The 18,031-nt window shown below is 46.7% G+C and carries 15 protein-coding genes; 7 read left to right on the plus strand and 8 right to left on the minus strand.

The annotated features are described in order from the left end of the window. Positions 1 to 567 precede the first annotated feature (567 nt). The 6 genes from rimP to AAFP14_RS09355 all read left to right on the plus strand — a co-directional run bounded on the left by rimP (position 568) and on the right by AAFP14_RS09355 (position 7,664). Positions 568 to 1,035 (plus strand): ribosome maturation factor RimP, encoded by a 468-nt coding sequence (rimP, locus tag AAFP14_RS09330; RefSeq protein ID WP_341731991.1) that lies wholly within the window; start codon positions 568 to 570, stop codon positions 1,033 to 1,035. A gap of 141 nt (positions 1,036 to 1,176) precedes the next feature. Continuing rightward, positions 1,177 to 2,457 (plus strand): transcription termination factor NusA, encoded by a 1,281-nt coding sequence (gene nusA / locus AAFP14_RS09335; RefSeq protein WP_341731992.1) that lies wholly within the window; start codon positions 1,177 to 1,179, stop codon positions 2,455 to 2,457. 3 nt (positions 2,458 to 2,460) lie between these two features. Beyond that, positions 2,461 to 2,724: a YlxR family protein gene (locus AAFP14_RS09340; RefSeq protein ID WP_341732044.1), complete on the plus strand. Its 264-nt coding sequence runs from the start codon at positions 2,461 to 2,463 to the stop codon at positions 2,722 to 2,724. A gap of 423 nt (positions 2,725 to 3,147) precedes the next feature. After that, entirely contained in the window at positions 3,148 to 6,309 is a 3,162-nt protein-coding gene (gene infB, locus AAFP14_RS09345) for a translation initiation factor IF-2 (protein WP_341731993.1), read from the plus strand. A 218-nt stretch (positions 6,310 to 6,527) separates the two neighbouring features. Beyond that, complete coding sequence (locus AAFP14_RS09350) at positions 6,528 to 7,160, plus strand: low-complexity tail membrane protein (protein WP_341731994.1); 633 nt, start codon at positions 6,528 to 6,530, stop codon at positions 7,158 to 7,160. A 279-nt stretch (positions 7,161 to 7,439) separates the two neighbouring features. Further along, positions 7,440 to 7,664: a hypothetical protein gene (locus AAFP14_RS09355; protein ID WP_340524929.1), complete on the plus strand. Its 225-nt coding sequence runs from the start codon at positions 7,440 to 7,442 to the stop codon at positions 7,662 to 7,664. A 204-nt stretch (positions 7,665 to 7,868) separates the two neighbouring features. Here the strand turns inward: AAFP14_RS09355 and epsE are convergent, their stop codons facing one another. From epsE to AAFP14_RS09390, 7 genes are all read right to left on the minus strand, one after another. Beyond that, complete coding sequence (gene epsE / locus AAFP14_RS09360) at positions 7,869 to 9,092, minus strand: exopolysaccharide biosynthesis GT4 family glycosyltransferase EpsE (RefSeq protein WP_341731995.1); 1,224 nt, start codon at positions 9,090 to 9,092, stop codon at positions 7,869 to 7,871. 306 nt (positions 9,093 to 9,398) lie between these two features. Continuing rightward, on the minus strand, positions 9,399 to 10,616 hold the full coding sequence (locus AAFP14_RS09365; RefSeq protein WP_341731996.1) for a DegT/DnrJ/EryC1/StrS family aminotransferase: 1,218 nt from the start codon (positions 10,614 to 10,616) through the stop codon (positions 9,399 to 9,401). Between the two features lie 267 nt (positions 10,617 to 10,883). Next, positions 10,884 to 11,459, minus strand: coding sequence for an alpha/beta hydrolase (locus AAFP14_RS09370; RefSeq protein WP_341731997.1), 576 nt, complete (start codon positions 11,457 to 11,459; stop codon positions 10,884 to 10,886). A gap of 523 nt (positions 11,460 to 11,982) precedes the next feature. After that, complete coding sequence (locus tag AAFP14_RS09375; protein WP_341731998.1) at positions 11,983 to 12,291, minus strand: DUF3493 domain-containing protein; 309 nt, start codon at positions 12,289 to 12,291, stop codon at positions 11,983 to 11,985. Between the two features lie 61 nt (positions 12,292 to 12,352). Continuing rightward, the gene (locus AAFP14_RS09380) at positions 12,353 to 13,585 is read right to left on the minus strand and encodes a DUF445 domain-containing protein (protein WP_341731999.1); all 1,233 of its coding nucleotides are present in this window, start codon (positions 13,583 to 13,585) and stop codon (positions 12,353 to 12,355) included. Positions 13,586 to 13,671: 86 nt separating this feature from the next. After that, positions 13,672 to 14,373, minus strand: coding sequence for a bifunctional demethylmenaquinone methyltransferase/2-methoxy-6-polyprenyl-1,4-benzoquinol methylase UbiE (gene ubiE, locus AAFP14_RS09385; protein WP_341732000.1), 702 nt, complete (start codon positions 14,371 to 14,373; stop codon positions 13,672 to 13,674). Between the two features lie 181 nt (positions 14,374 to 14,554). Then, complete coding sequence (locus tag AAFP14_RS09390) at positions 14,555 to 15,499, minus strand: response regulator (protein ID WP_341732001.1); 945 nt, start codon at positions 15,497 to 15,499, stop codon at positions 14,555 to 14,557. Between the two features lie 157 nt (positions 15,500 to 15,656). On the opposite strand from AAFP14_RS09390, the gene AAFP14_RS09395 reads away from it, so the two are divergent. Further along, positions 15,657 to 16,751: a RuBisCO accumulation factor 1 gene (locus AAFP14_RS09395; protein ID WP_341732002.1), complete on the plus strand. Its 1,095-nt coding sequence runs from the start codon at positions 15,657 to 15,659 to the stop codon at positions 16,749 to 16,751. 192 nt (positions 16,752 to 16,943) lie between these two features. Here the strand turns inward: AAFP14_RS09395 and AAFP14_RS09400 are convergent, their stop codons facing one another. Then, positions 16,944 to 17,948, minus strand: a complete 1,005-nt coding sequence (locus AAFP14_RS09400) for a DUF4349 domain-containing protein (protein WP_341732003.1) — start codon at positions 17,946 to 17,948, stop codon at positions 16,944 to 16,946. Between the last annotated feature and the right edge of the window lie 83 nt (positions 17,949 to 18,031).

Raw genomic sequence — 18,031 nt, forward strand, 5'->3', positions numbered from 1 at the left:
CGCCGAGCTCCCAAGGGGGTTTGTCACTGGGCGGGCGATCGAGCTAAACTGAGATTTGAGATTAACTGCGATCGAACTCAAAGCTTGTACCTCTGTTGCCAACAGGCAAAATGCTTGTTGCACAAAAAGTAAATTTGCTTGTGGAGTGGGGATCTTATGGCCCGCCCCTCAAAAACTTTTTGACAATTGTGCAATATTTGATACCGGAGATAGTTCTCAAACTTCACTACTGAGTCTCAGGACTGATGATAGCCCTGTTTGTGGTATGTCAATTGACCGCGATTTAAACGCCAGGAGAGAACATTTTCAACTGGGAACAACCCTCGGCTTGAGGGGGCTAGCCTACTTATCTTGGGATGGCCGACCACCCAACAGCGTAGGAAGTGAACACTAATTATCCAAAGGATAGCTTTGGGTAAGTCTAGGTAAGTTTTATGAAGCAGTGGGTCAAGCCCACTTTTTTTGTTGCATTAGTCGCAGGAAAAAAGCTCAGTGCATCAGACTTGCAAGTTTAGGACTGATCCAGGCCCGTGTCCGAGTTCAGGAGTTTTAGCTTAAATATTCAATATGACTCATCCCCTAATCCCACAAATCATTGACTTAGCTACCCCCGTTGCCGAAACACTGGGATTGGAAGTAGTGGGAGCAGTGTTTCACACCAACCAAAATCCACCAGTCTTACGGATAGACATCCGCAACGTCCAGCAAGACACCGGTTTAGCCGACTGCGAGCGGATGAGCATAGCCCTGGAACCCGAATTAGACGCAGCCGACATCATACCCGATGCCTACGTGCTAGAGATTTCCAGTCCTGGTATATCCCGATTGCTCAGCAGCGAGCGAGAATTCATTACCTTTAAAGGTTTCCCCGTCACAGTCAAAGCCGCCGAACCGGAATCGCGAATCAAAGAGTGGAAAGGACTACTGGTGGGTCGGGATGAAACAACAGTTTATCTCAATCAAAAAGGGCGACAGATTAAAATTCCCCGTCTTCAGATTGCCAAAGTTGAACTAGACGAAGGAAAAGAGATGTAAAAGGAAGTTTTGAGTCTTGAGTTCTACTAATCCCTCATCACTCATAATTCACCCTTGACAATTGCCGATGACCGATACTTCCACTAGGCTCGGCACAAGTGCCAATGCCCGATTACCCAATTACAAAAAGGAGTGTTTTATATGTCAATGGTTCCTCTGCCCGGACTCAAAGAAATGGTCGAAGGTATTAGTAAAGAAAGAAACTTGCCAAAACACGCAGTTCAAGCAGCCTTACGAGAAGCCCTCCTCAAAGGATACGAACGCTACCGTCGTACCCAAAAATTAGACCATTTCAGCGAAGAATACTTTGATAATTTTGATGTAGAACTAGATGCAGAACAAGAAGGTTTTCGCGTTTTAGCCAACAAAACTATTGTCGAAGAAGTCGTCAATCCCGACCACGAAATAGCACTTTCTGAAGTGCAGGAAGTAGCCACAGAAGCTCAACCCGGTAGCATCGTCCTCGTAGATGTAACGCCAAATCAAAAAGAATTTGGTCGCATGGCAGCCATCCAGACTAAACAAGTGCTGGCTCAAAAACTGCGCGACCAACAGCGCAAAATGATTCAAGAAGAGTTTAAAGATTTAGAAGAAACTGTTCTTCAAGCAAGAGTGCTCAGGTTTGAGAGGCAGTCGGTAATTTTAGCTGTCACTAGCAGTTTTGGTCAGCCAGAAGTAGATGCCGAACTCCCGAAGCGCGAACAGTTGCCCAATGATAATTACCGCGCCAATGCTACATTTAAGGTGTACCTCAAAAAAGTAGGCGAAGGCTCTACTAGAGGGCCTCAGTTACTTGTCTCTAGAGCAGACGCAGGTTTGGTAGTTTATTTATTTGCCAACGAAGTGCCGGAAATAGAAGACGGAGTGGTGAGAATTGTTGCCGTAGCTAGAGAGGCAAATCCCCCTTCCCGTCACGTCGGCCCCCGGACTAAAATAGCAGTTGATACTCTCGATCGAGATGTAGACCCCGTAGGAGCCTGCATCGGAGCGCGGGGATCGCGGATTCAGGTAGTAGTTAACGAATTGCGCGGGGAAAAAATCGATGTGATTCGCTGGTCTCCAGACCCCGCAACTTATATTGCTAATGCTCTGAGTCCGGCTAGGGTAGATGAAGTGCGTTTAGTTGCGCCAGAAGGCAGGCGAGCACACATTTTGGTCGCAGAAGACCAACTTAGTCTGGCGATCGGTAAAGAAGGTCAAAACGTCCGCCTCGCAGCCCGCCTCACAGGTTGGAAAATCGATATCAAAGATATTGCTAAGTACGATCGTGAGGCAGAAGACAGTAAATTGGCAGCAGAAGAGACTACACTCGATCGACTAGCAGCAGAGGAAGAAGCAGAATTCGAGGAGGACCAGGAAAGTTCATCGGAGGCAGAAGATGTCGGTACAATTGACGAAACCGAAGCCAGGGTCCGATCGTAAATGATGAAACCGAACTACCGATGCTGTGCAAGTTGTCGAAAAGTAGCTCCAAAAGAAGCTTTTTGGAGAGTAGTCAGGGTCTATCCTTCTCATCAGGTACAATTAGATCTTGGCATGGGTCGTTCAGCTTACCTTTGTCCGCAAGCAGAATGCCTCAAAGCAGCTCAGAAAAAAAATCGACTTGGGCGATCGCTCAAAGCGCCTGTGTCTGACGAACTGTACCAAACACTTTGGCAGCGTTTAGCCACCTCTGACTGCGCCTGTTAAAGGTCAAAGCCGACAAACCCTCGGCTTCCTCCGTACAAACCCTCTTGGCAGCCCTACCTGTAATTACCGGTAGTGCGACCACTAAAACCCCAATCCGATCTGCCCACCAGTCTGGAAAGATTTGTGTCAGATTAGATAAGGGTGGGGTACTAGCAGAGGTATCCTCAAGGTAGAAAAGGGAACTAAGAAGTTGGAGAAAGTGGCTTTTGCCAAAACTTAGACTTCTGAGTTCTAAGTTCTCAAAAAAACTTGAGAATTCTTCGATCGCAGACTTCAGCTAGGTTGCATTTTTATAGATGGAACTGCTGAGAGAGTACCAAAACCCCGATTCCTGACACTGAAATCAATCACAGCGAATGATGTCGTCATTAGAACAAAAAATCAAAATGTAAAAACTGGTTGGCATAACAGAGGGCAGAGTGGATGAACAACGGCAAAGTAAGAATTTACGAGTTATCACGGGAACTAAATTTGGATAATAAAGACATCTTGGCAGTGTGCGAGCGGCTCAATATTTCAGTCAAGAGCCACAGCAGCACAATCACAGAATCAGAAGCAGAACGCATTCGCAAAACGGCGGAAAAATACGTAGCCAGCCACTCTTCCCCCGGCAAGCCAGCTCCCCCAGAAAGAGCAGCAGCGCCATCTAGAGAATCTGGCCCTCATCCTAACGATCAACAAAAAAAACAGCAAATTTTAGAAATACGCAGTCCAAAAGTACGACCCCAGGCTGGTGCAAACTCCCAGCAGCCGGGGAACGAGGAGAGAAAAAAAACGCAGGCAACCGTCGCCACTCCTCCCAAATCTCCGGCGGCTCAACAGCTCCAACCTCCGGCTAAGCCAAATATCAATCGACCCGTACTGTCGAAGCCGAATGCTCCATCAGCAGCTCCTTCGTCAGCAACAGTGTCTCAAACCGTAGGTGATATCGACCCAGAAACCAACACCGAGGCTCCGGGATCGACAGCAGCCCAACCTTCCTTAGAAAAATCCCCTGAACGAATTCAGCGCGTTGCCTTCCCCCCTCCGGGGCCGTCGGCAAAGCTGACATCGCCACCAGTCAGACCCGCCGGAGAGTCGGCTAATCGCACCCAACTGACTCAGGGAAATAGGCCGATCATCAAAGTTGCCAAAACTGAGCAAGAACAATCAGAACAGGCAGAAAGTCGGGAAGCACCTGCTAAACCGACTCGACCGACCAGACCAGCGGCCGGTGGTACCGAATCTCGCGCCCAAAGACCACGCTTGGATGGACCAGGAAGCGTCAAAACTCAACTGGCAGATCGACCAAGCCCAGGCGGCCCACGCCGGAGCCTGGCGCCGGTAACATCAGCTACCGGGCTGCGTAGCCGTGGCGGTGACACTGCATCCGCAGTGGAAGACAGTGACGATATTGAAGAAGATACACCGTTGCTGGTGGAGATTCCTCTCCTGACCAGACCAAGCCTCCCTCGTCCTGCCAAAAAAACCCAGGTCATTTGGGAAGAAGATGACGATGAAAACCCAGATGCAGCTAGCAAAGCAGCAAAAGCTGGTAAGGTCAAACGTTCTCGCCTAAAACCCATCGACGAGGATGACGATGACTTAGAAAACGGCTTGGATATGCCAGCACCAGTAATGGTCAGCCTGTCCCTAGCCCGCCCTGCTAAGGCGAAGTCACCAGCAGCACCAAAATCAACACCAACTCCGGGCGCACCCGGCAGCAGTGGCAAAAACAAGAGACCAGGCCCTTCTCACGATAAGAGCTCCTCTGGTTCCAGTGGGGGACGGGGTAATAATCGTGGCAAAGCAGCCGAAACAAAAGTAGAACGTCCAGAAACACTGGTGCTGAGCAGGCCGATGACGGTTCAGGAACTCGCAGGTACTCTGGCTGTTCCCGAAACCGAAATTATCAAGCGCCTATTCTCTAAAGGTATTGCGGTCAATATTACCGAAACCTTGGACATTGCAGCGGTGAGAATGGTAGCTGAAGAAATGGGCATAGAGGTAGAAACCCCTGAAAAAGTGGCCCCAGCTATCAAAGTAACCGGTATGGTGGAGGAAGGTGATTTGGAATACCTCCAACGCCGTCCGCCAGTAGTCACAATTATGGGTCACGTCGATCACGGTAAAACTACCTTGCTCGACTCGATCCGCAAAACTAAGGTGGCTCAGGGAGAAGCTGGCGGTATTACCCAGCACATTGGTGCTTACCACGTAGATGTGGAACACGAAGGCAAGAGCCAGCAGGTGGTATTTTTGGATACTCCTGGTCACGAAGCCTTTACAGCAATGCGTGCTCGCGGAACTCGTGTCACAGACGTTGCCATCTTGGTGGTGGCGGCCGATGACGGCGTGCGACCCCAAACAATTGAAGCTATCAGTCACGCCAAAGCGGCTAAAGTGCCAATTGTGGTGGCGATCAATAAAATTGACAAGGAGGGCGCTCAGCCGGAACGGGTGAAGCAAGAGCTGACAGAGTACGGCTTGGTTGCAGACGATTGGGGTGGCGATGTCACGATGGTTCCAGTCAGCGCGATCCGAGGCGAAAATCTCGATACGTTGTTGGAAATGATCTTGACAGTCGCGGAAATGGAAGACCTCAACGCCAACCCGAATCGCTCGGCTAAGGGTACGGTGATTGAAGCTCACCTCGACAAGGCAAGGGGTCCGGTGGCAACTCTGCTAGTCCAAAACGGTACTCTACGGGTAGGCGATATTGTGGTCGCAGGCTCGGCCTTGGGTAAGGTGCGGGCTATGATCGACGATCGCGGCGATCGCGTCGAACAAGCAAGTCCATCTTTTGCGGTGGAAGTGCTGGGACTGCGAGAAGTTCCCAGGGCTGGAGACGAATTCGATGTCTTCGCCAACGAAAAAGAAGCAGCGGCGATCGCCAGCGGCAGAGCTACATCCCAACGAGATTCCCGTCTGTTGCAAGGTGGCAGAATCAGCCTCAGTGGCTTCTCTCAACAAGCTAAGGAAGGCGTTCTCAAGGAACTCAACTTGATCTTGAAGGCAGATGTCCAAGGCTCCCTAGAAGCCATTGTCGGCGCTCTGACCCAACTTCCTCAAAAAGAAGTTCAACTCCGATTGCTGCTATCTGCTCCTGGAGAAGTCACAGAAACCGACGTTGACCTCGCCGCGGCTAGTAATGCCGTGATTATCGGGTTCAATACTACCCTCGCCACCGGCGCTCGCCAAGCAGCCGACCAAGCAGGGGTAGACGTGCGGGAATATAGCATCATCTACAACCTCTTGGATGACATTCAAGGGGCGATGGAAGGCTTGCTGGAACCCGAACTGGTCGAAGAACCTCTGGGAACTGTGGAAGTGCGCGCTGTGTTCGCGATCGGTCGTGGAGCTGTGGCTGGATGTATGGTACTTTCTGGCAAGGTCATTCGCAACTGCAAGGTGCGAGTGCGCCGTGCCAACAATGTCGTCTATGAAGGTGTCCTAGACTCCCTGAAACGGATGAAGGAAGATGCCAAGGAAGTCAATACTGGCTTTGAATGTGGCATTTCCTTGAATGGGTTTAGTGACTGGGTTCAAGGCGATATGATTGAAGCCTACCGAATGGTGACTAAACGTCGCACGCTCTCAGCATAATTTTGGATTCTCAATTGTGGATCGGGGACTCAAGGCTGGTTAATTACCAGCCTTGAGTTTTAAGCATTCTTCCTTCTTCCTTCCCCCCTTGGGGGGGTTCTTCTTCCTTCCCCCCTTGGGGGGGGGCTGGGGGGGGTTCTTCTTCCTTCTTCCTTCTTCCTTCTTCCTTCTTCCTTCTTCCTTCTTCCTTCTTCCTTCTTCCTTCTTCCTTCTTCCTTATGCGTTCTTTTTGGTCTGAACCTTTTTTGTGGATTCACCTGGCTGGGCTGGCTGCATTGCCGATTTTCCTTGGACTTTGTTGGCTGGGACTAGCGGTGGGTTCTCCGCTGCTACCAGTGTGGCTCGAAGTATTTTTAGTCGGGGCCGCAGGTATTGGGCCTGTGCTCTGGATGCAATGGTTTCGTCCTTTTTACATTTTTAGTATTTTAGTGGTGGCGGTGAAACCCCAGAATCTCACAAATGCACAGCAGCGGATTCTGGCTGGGTTTAAATCTCGCTTAAATCAAGGATTAGCTCTGTTTTTAGCTATTTTGCTGGCAGTAACTTTGTGGCAACTCTATCGATTTTCTCCCCTGGTAGCTTCCGTGGCTCCTTTTCCTCCTCAATGGCGATTGGCTGGATTGCTGTTGGCTGCTGGCGCTTTTCTAGCTAGCAATTTGTTCTTGCAGGTGCCTGGGAGTGTCCTGGCTGTATTACTGACACCGGAATCAAAATTTGCAGCGAGACAGCCTCATGTTTTGGAAAAAGTTGGGCTTGATTTTACGATCGCAGGTTGGCAGGTCGATCGCATTTTGCCCGCTTTTGCCGAGGCTGGGGATAAGCCGAAACTTGAAGAGGGAGATGGGATTTGAGGGTGGCGATGCGAGATTTGCGATGGGGGATTTAGGATTAAAAAAATCATCCGCCCTGGATTCAATTGTATTTTAAGATACTGCTGATTTGAAAATAATGTGCTAATAAATCAATAATTATCAAGTGAAATTTATTGAGATTATTAACATTTAATATCAAATTTTTAATTTAAGGTTATTTTGATTTTTCATTTGCTATTAGGAGAGGAGAATATATAATGGAAATTGTCAAGGTAAGCTTTCAGTCCTCACTGAGGATTAAAACAGAGGTATAAAAATATGGCGAATGCACAAACGATCGCACAAGAACCTCAAGCAGCAGAGCCGATCGAGCTGTACGAAGATTCTCAAATCTGGGGCAGTCTCAAAAAAGCGATCGGCGCAAGTTCTGGATTTCAACGCTGGCAGCTAGAGCGAAATTTTGAGAATCAGCAGGCAAATGTCAGCATCGACCAGCAAGTTCGCTCCTATTTGCGAGAAACTTTAGCAACTTTGGCTTACTGAGTGCTGCGGAGCAAAATGTTGTAACCCATAGTAGCTTCCCATTGCCCCTGGTTTAAAACCAACTTTAAACACGGCGTTAATTTCAGGATTTTTCAACAGCAAGGGCATTTGAAAATTAATATAAATATCCTAGCTCCTTCTATTCAGGAGCTAGGACGTTACGGGCCCTAGTCAAAAAATCAGTGCCTTGAATTTCCCCAAAATTTAGTTGAGATGCTCCAAGGATTCAAGTAAAATCTGAGCGCTGCGCCGATGATGGAATTTCTCAGCAATCTTCTGTCGTGATTTTTTAGTCAGACTCAAGGCTAACTCTTTGTCCTGTAGCAATTTGGCTATAGCATCTGCCATTTTTTCGGGATTTTCCGCCGGGACCAGCATACCGTCAACACCGTTATCTATCAGTTCCGCCATCCCACCCACCTGGGTAACTACTACGGGAGTTTCCATAGCCATTGCTTCCATCACTGCTACAGAAATTCCCTCTTTTAAGCTGGGTAAAGCAAAAATATCAGCCTCTTTATAACCTTGGCGATTTCGTTCTTCGGAGACCGAACCCAGCAGCTCAACATAATCAGACATTGATTCATCTACAATGAATTTTTCCAATTCTTTCCGGTAACCATTACCAGCGTTTCCATCCTCCCCAGCAATCTGCAAACGGACGTCCAAGCCTCGTTCTCGAAGCAACTTGATTGACTTAATCAGGTACTTGTGTCCTTTAGCTATATTGAGACGGCCACAAGTATAAATTCGGCATTGAGTCCCTTCCTGCCATGGAGTGTAGGAAGTTTCACGCTTAATTTCATCGAGATTAACACCCACTGGTGAAACTCTCACCTCCTTGGGCAAGAAACCTTCTAGCTCATCTTTGATAGAGTATAGAAGTTGTTCAGACATCACAGAAGCAAAAGCAGAATGTTGCCATTTTTGCTCTTGATTGGCCCCAAAATCTTCTAACTGACCCAGAAGGGCGACACTATAAGTAATGCCCGAAAGTATGGAGGCAAATAGGGCTATATTAGCAGCATTGCCACAGGAATGAACGTGGACGTGAGACCAGCCCTGGGTTTTGGCAAACCAAGCTAGCTTTGCACCCATAACGACCAATACCAAGTAGTAAAGCTTTTGAGCTAAAGACACATCCTTCGCATTGGCAATTACACTCAGACAGCGCCACCAAGCAATCGGACCAGCTTTAATGAGTTGGATGGGAACATTGACAAAATCTTTGAGTTCAAAGGGGACTAAATAATCGGTGATACTTTGGGCTTTCTGAGCCCAAGTATGTACGACCTTTGTGGGTGGACGGCGGGTGGAGATGATGTGAGGTTTCATACCAATATCCACCATTGCTTGATATTCACGCCAAATCCAAGTATGAGTTTGCCCTGGAAATTCAGGGATAAAGTAGCCAATTTGTTTATTCATTATTGATTTATTTCCTTAGCAACTTGACCAATTGAAATGTGTTAAACTATCTGTAGTCTTTTTTGAGACCGTAGATTTTTTGGCAGTAAAACCGGTGACCAGCCATTTTTTTGATAGCTTCCAAGACTTAAGTTAAAATGCGTCATTCCTATCAATAGATACTGACCAGCCAAAAAGATATCCGAATAAATCCGGGTTTTTCACCCCATTTGGGCTGTGGGTCCCTAATTTTTGCTTCTTGCCCATACAGGAATAAAGGGGGTTTTTGCCCGGATTTAGTATTAAAGGTTTGTGGGGCTATATAGTCTAGGCAGCTTTGCCTGCTGTCACCTCTAATCGAGGTAGAACCTTGCCCTTGGCCAAACATTTTTTAACAGCAGCAATGACATCTTCAACATCTGCATCTGTTAATTTTGCTGAAATTGGCAAACTTATAGTGCGGAGTCCGACGTAACTTGCATTCGGATAATCTTCCGGCTGCCATCCAAACATTTCCTGATAGACAGGATGTTCTGCCATACTCATGTAATGGACGCCAACACCGATATTCTCAGCATTAATAGCGTTAAGAAACTCGTCGCGGCTGATGCCTGCGGTGGCTTCATCTACCAAAATGGTGTATAGGTGGTAGGCATGAATTGTGTCTGGTTCTGGGTCTGAGGGCAGAGTAATTGGTAAATCGGCAAATGCTTCATTGTAGCGCTGCCAAATCTCTTCGCGCCGCTTCCAATAAGGAGCAACTCGTTCCATTTGACGAATCCCGATCGCTGCTTGCAGATCCATCATATTGTATTTAAAACCGACTTCCACCACTTGGTAGTGCTTGTATCCTGAATCGCCGAAGCGCTTCCAAGCATCTTTGCTCATACCGTGCAGCGCCAAAATTTTGAGCCGGTCAGCGTCTTCTTGTTTCCGACTTAGAATCATGCCACCTTCACCCGTGGTGATGTTTTTGGTGACATAAAAACTGAAGCATCCAAAATCGCCAAAAGTCCCTGCTTTCCGTCCTTTATATTCTGTTTCGATGGCGTGAGCACAGTCTTCGATTAACTTTAAGTTGTGGCGCTGAGCAATTTCGCACAGGGCATCCATATCGCAAGGACGACCTGCAAAGTGAACTGGCAAAATCGCCTTAGTTTTGGAAGTTATTTTAGCTTCTACTTTCGCCGGGTCAATATTCATGGTCACCGGGTCGATATCTGCCAGTACAGGTGTTGCCCCTGCGTGAATAATCGCGTTAACTGTCGCACAAAAAGTCATCGGAGTAGTAATGACTTCATCCCCTGGTTTTAACGAAGCAGCGAGGATACTTAAATGCAGCCCTGCCGTACAGGAATTGACTGCAATTGCGTACTCGGAACCCTTGTAAGCTTTGAAGTCATTCTCAAAGCGCATGACCTTTGGCCCGGTACCCAACCAGCCTGTTTGCATAGTCGATACGACTTCCTGAATTTCAGCATCTTCGATCGCAGGAGAGCCAAATACGAGGAAGCGATCTTTAGACCGAGTAGGATTGTTGTTCATTTTGCTAGTTGTTATCCAGTAATTAAAGTCTATGGAATGGGAGTCAACCGCCCTAAGAGCTAGGGTTATCTTGGGATTTGAGATGCTTTTCTATATCTTAAGATAGATATTTCCTAATGTCTATAGTTTCTGATTTCACTATATGAAAGTTACAGAAACACTTGTGCTATTTTTTTGGGTAAAAAACTTGTTTATAAGTGAAAATACGGAACTTTTATAAGGATTCTGTCTACGAACTCAGAAATTTGCCTGATTTGAGATCGTCTCCTAAAGTCTAGGTAGACGAATCTTATTCAAAAGGTCTTGGAGCCGTTCGGAAACACCGCCCAATTGTTCTGACAAGGCTACCAGTTTGCCATAAGCTTCCACCAAACGATCGCCCTCAACGTCAACTTCGGTGGTCGGATAATTCTTGATGGTTTCCAGTAACGTAATTTCATTATCACTGCTGGCAGACAGCACCAAAGCAGCGCGCAAAGCCTCTTTATTGGCATTCCCAGAAGGAGTTTGAATTACCTGACCTACTTCATCCAGAATCATGTCTCCAACTTTACTATTCAGGGTCTGAGCCAAAAACCTGTGATTGACTTTCACCGGTCTCGTCAGACTGCGACGAATAGCTTCCGGGTCTTGTTTAGCTTGTCCCAACAGCATTTCTAAGCCAGAAGACATTTTCCCAGTTGCGGCGAAACTTTCTAATTCGCTGACTGGTATGGTCATCCGAATCACACTATATTTGAGGACTACCTTTTCAGAGGCCAGCGCAGCACCGCTATAAAACAACATTCCCGCCCCTGTGGCTAAAAATAAACTCCATGGCTGTTGGAAAAATGACCATCTCATACTAAAGTCCCCAGATATTGTTGTCCACTTTGACTATAGCGATATTTATTTACTTACCACCCAGCTAAATTGGTTCGGGAGATGCGATTTCAAATCCGGGTAAAAAAACCCTTGATTGCTGTATGGGGGAAAGGGGGAGAGAGGGTGACAGGTGCAGAGGGGGAGAAATTAGCGACTCAGATCAAAAAGGGGGGTGAATCACCCGGACGTAGTGTTAGATAGTATTCTGTCCGTTGACACCGGAATCACCATCAAAAAAACTCACCACCAGGTCTTCTATAAGTGAAGGCTGGCGGTGAGTCTAAAGTTAATTTTTATGTTTAGGGTCTTTATGAAAGCTGACCCCATTTGAACGGCTTAAAAGTGGTTTATGATTAGGGTCTTTAAATTTGCTGACCCCAATTGAACCCATTGCTTAATAATGACAGGGATCGATCGCAAACCAGGGTTTCATAATGATTTCTTTATAATTCTAACTTTTCCTTGCCTTAAATGTACTTTTGTTTCTATTTGTAAAGTTTTATTACTTCTGTTTTGGGGGCTGGTCCTGGGCGCGCTGCTCCCAACGAAACAGAAACACCATCAGAGCCACCACTCCCACTTGAAGGGCAAAATTGGGCAACGTAGAGCTAACTTGCTGGCCGGAGGCAATTTTAGCAAGGAAAACCAAGCCACCAATGAAGCCAGATGCGCCACAAGCCACATAGACCAACTGTCGCAGAGGTCGATAGGGAGCGGCGATCTCTGCTGTTAAACGTTTGTATTGTTCGGGAGTGAGGTTGCGAGGGTTTTTCGGGCGGTAGGGGCGATCGCCGGGATTGGAAGTTGGCATAATTTTAAATAAGAGGTGTTTTTTATGCTACAACAAATATCTCACAATCATCAAAAAAAAATCATTGCTGCACCAAGAGGACGATGGTCTGCAAGCCGCCGACCAAAACACCCAAAATCCCACCTAAATTGACTATTCCTTGCAACTCGCTTTTGACAATTCCCTGAATTGCTAATTCCAAGTCTTCAGGAGAAGTACCTTTAACTCGATCGATAATCACCTGATCGATATTTAAAATAGGGATCGCCTGAGCTACAATATTTTCTAAATCCCGCTCCAGATACCGCTCTAAAACCAAAGCTAGTTCTTTGCTAACCATTTCCAGGGAAGCACTCATCACGGCTGAAGTCTGCAATCGACTCAGAATTAACTTAGAAATATTTTCCCAGTCCACAGACTTGCTCAATCCCTGAAGTACCTCCGTCCCCCGTTCTTGAACGTAGCTGCGAACGCTGTCACGCATAGTTTTGCGTAACTGTCGCACTGTCGAAACTGGTAGATTTTGCATCGACAAGTTTTGCAGCCACTCCTGAATCCGCCCGCGAATTCCCAAAGCCACAGTTAATTCTGCTAAGCGCTGATTTGTCGCTTCTCTGTCATCGAGACAAAAAGTCCGCAATCGAGTTAAAGTGTTCCGTAAACCAAACAAATTGGCGACTACCCAATAAGTACCGCTGGTTTTTTCTCGAAACCCTTCATCGATGATCGAAATATTGCGATCGGTCAAAAAGTCAATCAAAGTCTGCCGCAACACTTCCGGCGGTATTACTACCTGTAACAGCCAATCAGCTAACTGACCAGCCTGAGCTTCAGTTAGCTGAATTTCCAGCAAAACTTGGTCAAAAATTTGATTTAACTGAGGTTCTAAAAAATCTTCCCGTCGCGCCAAAATTTTGAGAATTCTTGGTACTGATTCCCCTAGCAAATCTCGCAGAATGTTAGCGAGAATTTTAGCAGTTTTTTGCTCGGCATCTGCTTTAACTTGATCCAAGGCTAACTGCAATAGCCAGAGAATGACCGACTCCATTCGATCGGTTTGTAAAAGGCGACGGGCTAATTTTTGTAACTCCTCTGGTGTCAGGAGCGAACCCATAATTGTGTCAGAAATTCGCTTGGCTAAGCGCTCTTGGTTGCGGGGGATCAAGCCGGGAGTGAATGGTAATTGCCGCCCTTTGATATAGATGGCTCGGTAAGGGCGAAATAACATTTTGATAGCTATATCATTGGTGAAATAGCCAATAATTCCTCCCACTACAGGTGGGGCAAAAAACAGCCAAATATCAGATGGATTCATCAATAATTGGGAATTGGGAATTGGGAATTGGGAATTGGGAATTGGGAATTGGGAATTGGGAATTGGGAATAACCCATAACCAACAACTAATGACTAATGACCAATACTCCCATCATAGCTCCAGCAATAGGATAGTGTGTGGCGTTGGTAAATCCGGCTTGGTGGGCGATCGCCACTTGTTCCGAACCCATCGGGAATTTTTCTAAACTAGGATTGATATAGGCGTATTCTTCTGTCATGCCAAATTGCTGAGCCATGGACACTACTAGACTTTGGAGATAAAACTGCTGAAAACTGCGCATCAGGGAATTTTTGGGGCGGTGGAGGTCAAGAATCGCTGCTGTGGCACCGGGTTTGAGTACGCGGTGCAATTCCTGAAGACTGCGGGGGATATCAGTCACATTGCGGAGGCCGTAACCCATGGTGGCGCAGTCGAAGTAATTGTCGGGAAAAGGCAAATCGAGGGCGTCAGCTTCTACCCAGGAAATAGGACTAGAAGGGGTGAGAAAAGGTCGATCGCGACGGGCTGCAACAGCCAATTGTGCTTGCGAAAAATCCACTCCAAAGACAGAACCGCTAGGGCCTGCTTGCTGTGATAAAAGTAGAGCTAGATCTCCGCTACCGCAGCACAAGTCTAAACAAGTATTGCCGGGGCGGGCATTACTCCATTTCACCGCCATTTGTTTCCAAATTCGGTGCTGCCCCAAGCTCAACCAATCGTTTAATTGATTGTAAATGGGTGCTATTCGATTAAATATATTTTTAATTTGTTCTGAATTATTGGTCATTGATTAGTTGTTATAGGTTAGTTGTTATGGGTTAGTTGTTATGGGTTAGTTGTTATTGGTTAGTTGTTGATTGTTACTAATAACCAATAACCAATCACTAATCACTCATCACTAATCACTCATCACTAATCACTCATCACCAATGACTACTGACTACTGACTACTGACTACTGACTAATAACTACTGACCCTGAAAACTTGTCATTACCAAAGCAACTTGTTGAGCTGCGAGGTGAACAGTTGTCAGTTCGTCGGGGCGAAGGGTACAAGGCTGCTTCCACTGAAGGGAAATCAGGGCGATCGATCGACCTCCGTGAACCACCGGGATGCTCAGATGGGATTTAATGGCAGATTGCTGATAGTGTGGCAGGCTAGCTAGGTTTGCATCCGTTGCAATATTCACAGCAGCCTGAATATTTTGAGAAGCGATCGCCTCCCTAGCTAGAGGGTCATCTGCTAGCCAATTTTCCAGAGCACCACCGCTGGTATGACCACCTTGAACAGGGACTAAAACATTGCCTTCCACCAGTTGCAAAATGCAAGTGTCGGCCAAAAAATTATCACTGATAGCAGTAGCGATGGGGTCTAAAGTGGCGGCCAAATTCGGATACTCCAAAGCCGTCTGCATGATAGTGGCTAACAGTTGTATTTGATTTTGGGCGCGACGCAATTCCTCAGTCCGCTGCTTGAGAACTTCATAAGTTTCGGCAGCCTTTTGGACTACCATTTTCAACTCGTTCGGGTCCCAAGGCTTAGTGATATACTTGTAAACCTGTCCAGAGTTAATCGCATCTACCAAGTCTTCAATATCCGTAAAACCAGTCAAAATAATCCTGACCGTGTTCGGAAACTGAAACACAGTTTTGCTGAGAAACTCGGTTCCCTTCATTTCTGGCATCCGCTGATCGGAAATGATGACGGCAACCTCGCCTTCGCTTTCCAATACTTCTAAAGCACGAATTCCGCTTTCTGCTTTGAGTACGTTAAAATCGCGTCGAAAAGTGCGGTAGAGTAAATCCAGATTGTCTGGTTCGTCATCTACTACCAGCATTTTCGGTTTTTTCGGTCGGTTTAAGGTCATGAGCTGGCGTTTAATTTGGTCTAGCTCGGGAATGGCACTATCCATAACAATACGATAAACTCCCGTCTGTAAATTTAGGCGAGGAACTATTCTGTAACAATAGTCTCATATCTCACTTACTATAAAGTCTAACCTTTGCCACAATACGATCTTTGCTGGTACTCAATCACACTTAACGAGAGCCTTTCTTTTTGATCCAATTATGACTGATACACCGCAAGATTCCTCCGGGCCCGCATCTCAACCCTCTGCTGATGCTGTGGAACTCGAAAATTTAGTCCGATCGCTCCGCCGCAAAGAAGGTGGCTGGGTACACTGGGGACAAGCCTGTACAGCACTGCAAAAAGCTGGCTACAGTTCTCAAAGAATTTTTGAAGAAACTGGTTTTGAGCCAATTCAGCAAAATCAGGTCAGCGTTGCAGCCCAAGTCTACACTAGCATGATAACTGCTGGGGCTTCCGAAGAAGTACGATCGCACTTTTTAGCAAAAGGTAGCGATATTTTGTATGAATTTCGGATTCTGTCTCAAGCTCAAAGGGCGGCCGCCGCGGCTTTGATACTGGCCCACAATTTGGACGTTGACGACGCCCGTGATGTCGCTAAAGCCATGAAGGAGTTTTCACGCTTTGGAAGTCTGCCCCAAGGCTTCACAGATACTGCTGGCGATGCTATGGCTTACCAGTGCTGGCAATTAGCCAGACAAAACAGTGACTTGCAAGAGCGATCGCGCTTAATTGCGCGGGGTTTAAAATTAGCTAGCAGCAACAGCGCCCGACAACAAATCGAGCAGTTGCTGGTAGATTTTACCGTAGTTCGGAGACGTTCAGCCCCCCGTTTGCCCGTTTACAGGCTCGACACAGAGGAACAACTACCCCGGATGCTCCCGGTGGTGGGTAAATTGCCACTTGCGGTGACAGATTTACAGGCAGTGCCTTTGCTAGAAGAAATCGGACCATTGAGAATGGTAAAATTTGCGGGAGCGGGAGCTTGGGTGGCAATTCCGGGCTGGCAAGTGATTTTGAATGCTGAAGATCCGGTAGCGGTTCTGGAAATGAGCGATCGACTGCCAGTGCCACTGCAAGGCAAAATTGAAGAAATTTTAATTATTGTCGATCGAGCTCAAAGACAATGGGATGCTGATAGTTATTTCCTGGCAGATAACGGTGGCAATTTGGAATTGCACTGGTTTGAAGAAGCACCGGATATTCAGATTTTAGGACGAGTTGTGCTGGTGATGCGTCCGAAAAAGATTTTGGATGAAGATTACACCAAAGATGGATGGCAAATTGATGATTAGTTAACGGTTAGTTGTGATTTGTTGGTGGTAACTGGTTCCCCGGAAGAGCCTGGGAACCTATATCCAGAGGCTCTGCCTCAAAAAGCTGCGATCGAAATTGGAGGCTCTTCCTCCGCATCTGCGTTACCAGGCTCTGCCTGGTAACGAGTAGAACAGGCCCGAAAGCCTGTTCTTAAAATTTATAACCAAGAACTAATCAAGGGATTTCTGTTCCTCTATTTTGGGAGCAGACTGTGATTTTTTAAACTTCTTAAAACCATAAACCCCAGCCCCAATCACCAAAAAATAAGGAGTGTAAGCCAACAACCAAAGACCTAAATCAAACAAACCAAAAGTTAATTCTCCTACAGAATGAGTAGCTTTCCCCCAAGTTTCTTGAATCCGCAAACCAAGAGAAGGTTCTGGAACTTGTTGAGAAGATACTGCTGCTTCTAAAGTGAGACTAATAGTAGAATAAGCCACTTGATTTCGCAAACTCTTTAACTGAGCATCAATTCGTTCGATAGACTCCCGAATCTTGCTCAATTCTTGAGCAGCTTTGAGTACATCACCCACAGAACCAGAACGGTCCATAATTTTTAATACCATTTCCTCCGATTTACGCAGATTCCGCAGTCTCGCTTCACTGTCCACCAACTGAGCAGTCACATCCTCCGCAGTCAGAGCGCGATTCTTGACAGTCCCTAGTTTTGCTAAACTATCTAAAGTAGTTTCCAATCGTTCTTGAGGCACGCGAATCTGTACAGTTGCCATTTGTCGGATACTAGAATCGGGCGGCTTTTCGCTTTGGAAACCCAAGATATCACCTTGCTGTTTTTCGACAATATTAGTCACAGATTTAGTGCTAGCATCAATAGATTTGACAACTACACCAAGTTCGGCTTTTTTAATCAGTTGAGGACGAGTGGTAGGAGTTTCTGCTTTGACATCTTTGGCATCTTTTGGTGCAGCAGCCATTTTTGATGCTGCCGATTCTGCGCTGGTTGCTGGGGGTGCCGCAGGTGCGGGAAAAGCTTGTGGATCGCCAGCAGCCACTTGGTTTCCCTGGCTGGTGGGTGGAGCACCACAACTAGGCAAAGCAATGGTGGAGGATAAAGTTAAAAAGGCGACTAGGGCAAAGCGAGTTGTGCTTTTGTTTAATCGGTTCCGACTTGGCTTTACTGGTGGCTGCAAATTGGTTTTAAGGTAAATTGTCATGATTAGTTTGTCCTCTAAAAACCTGTGGGTATTAAATGTTATGGTGGTTTTAGCTTAAGCGGGAATCAATAGTCTCAGGATAG

Origin of the sequence: Microcoleus sp. EPA2 (assembly GCA_020882975.1) — a bacterium.
GTDB lineage: Bacteria > Cyanobacteriota > Cyanobacteriia > Cyanobacteriales > Microcoleaceae > Microcoleus.